This window comes from Mycobacterium sp. E3251 (assembly GCF_001666835.1).
GTDB lineage: Bacteria > Actinomycetota > Actinomycetes > Mycobacteriales > Mycobacteriaceae > Mycobacterium.
In genome coordinates this window covers 1-2,158 of record NZ_LZJF01000065.1, presented here as the reverse complement: position 1 = coordinate 2,158, position 2,158 = coordinate 1, and the positions used below count along the sequence as shown (strand labels likewise).

The following is a 2,158-nucleotide window of genomic DNA, read 5'->3' as shown; positions in this document are numbered from 1 at the left end:
CGGTGCGGGCGAGGGTGGATGCGCCGCTGCTGAGTCTGGCCGCCAAGGCGCACGGAAATCCGTTTTTGGTCACCGAGCTGGTTAGGGGGCTGGGCGAGGAGGGCCGGCTCAATCTCTCCGGCGGCCGTGCGATGGTCACGGGAGACGGGCTCCCACGGCGTCTGGGCGCGACGATGCACCAGCGGCTGGACCTGCTCTCCGGTGAGGCGTCCGAGGTGGTGCGGGTGGCCGCGGTGCTGCCCGACCGGTTTTCGGCTGGCTTGCTGGCCACGATGCTGGATCGCCAGCCGGTCTCCTTGCTGTCGGCGCTCGAGGAGGCGGTGCGCGCGGACCTGCTCGTCGAAGACGGTGAGCAGTTGCGGTTTCGGCATGACTTGCTGCGTGAGGCCACCCGCCAGTGCTTGCCGCAGTCGCTGCGGCGGGCGATGGAGCGCCAATCGGCGTCGGTCATGCTAGGGATGGGTGCGGCCCCGGCCGAGGTGGCCACCCAGCTGGCGCGCAGCGCCGAGCCCGGAGACCTTGAGGCGATCGACGCGCTGCGCCGAGCCGCGCAATCGGTTGGCCGTGGCGATGCGAGCGCGGCCGCAGATTTGAGCAAGCGTGCGTTGGAGCTGTTGCCCGCCGACGACGCTGAGCATGGATCCGTGGTCGCGGAAACGGTGGAGTGGCTCAATAGGGCGAGTCGCCACAGCGAGGCCGAAGAATTGGCCGTTACGGCGCTGTCGGAGGCCGCGTCGCCGGAGGAGGAGGCGGAAATTCGCCTCCGGCTCCCGACGATCAATATGCACAGCGCCCAACGGCGGGTGGAGGAGAATCGCCGGGCGCTGCAGTTGGGCGGCGTCACCGACGTCACCCGGGCGCGGCATCTGGCCTTGTTGGCGTACAACCTGCTGTTCGACCAACGTGGGCAAGACCGCGGTGCAGCCGACGAGGCCGCCGCGGCCGCGGAAGCGACTGGTGATCTTGAGTCGAAGATCGTGGCCGATGTCACCCTCGCTTGTCTCGACTGTGGGGATGGGTATGCAGGTGGTGCCCTGCGCCAACTCGAGAAGACTTGCGCGCTCGCCCGCGGGAGTGATCCGACGGCAGCACATGATTTGCTTGCAGCGCACCACGCGAACCTCCTGGCGGTTGTCGGCCGGTTGGACGAGGCGGCAGTCGAGATCGAAAACGGGATAGAGCAAGCCCGTCGGGAACGCAACGCGATGGCCCTTGATATCTGGACCAATATTGCCGCGTGGGTCCATCTCGCGGCGGGCCGGTTGTCGGCAGCTCGCGCCGAGATTGAATCGCTGCCGCGCCCACAACTGACAAGCGCGACCGATCTGGACATGATCCGCACGGCGCATCTGGCCGAAGTGGCGGTGCATATCGATGACCGAAACTTGCTGCAGCAGACGGCCAATGACGCGCGTGACGCCTACCCCACCGGCTCATGGACGGTACGTCGGGCAGCGGCACAGGTCCTCGCGCTGGCGGCATGGCAGCGCGACGACGTCCATGACGCGATGCGCTGGCTCGGCGACGTCACGCTACTCGGCACACCGGTCACGCCTGAGGTCTTCGATCTGGTGATCTTGGGTGCGCGGGTGGCCTCGGCCGCCGGCGATGCCGGCCTGCGCGCACGGGTCCTGCAGGCCACCGAGGCGCTGGAGCGTGAACGGCCACCTGTGCCGCTGTTCTCGGGCGTCGCCGGATATGCCCGCGGGATCCTAGAATGTGACGCCCCGGCATTGGTGGCTGTCGCGGATTTGCTTCGTTCGTCGTCGCGGCCGTTGCTTTACGCAAGCGCTGCCGAGGACGCCGGCGGTGAGCTGGCTCGCGCACAGCGCAACGCTGAGGCGCTCGACCAGCTGAACGCGGCATTCGACACCTACATCGAGTGCGAAGCGATTGCCGATGCCCGCCGGGTCGGCCGCGCGCTGCGCCGATTAGGCGTGGAACGCCGCATCGTCAGCCAGACTCGGGCAAAAACGGGCTGGCACAGCCTGACCGACTCCGAACTCAAGGTCGTCAATCTGATTGCAGAGGGCGCGACCAACCGCGACGTCGCCACCGAGCTGCACCTCTCCCCCCACACGGTGAAAACCCACGTGCACAACGCATTTACCAAACTGGGCATCACCTCCCGCGCCCAGTTGGCGCAGCTCAGGCGCGG

1 protein-coding gene is annotated in these 2,158 nt (G+C 67.7%); it reads left to right on the top strand.

From position 1 onward, the window contains the following. The coding region (locus tag A5697_RS09585; protein ID WP_068010046.1) for a LuxR family transcriptional regulator at positions 1–2,158 on the top strand (2,158 nt) is incomplete at both ends.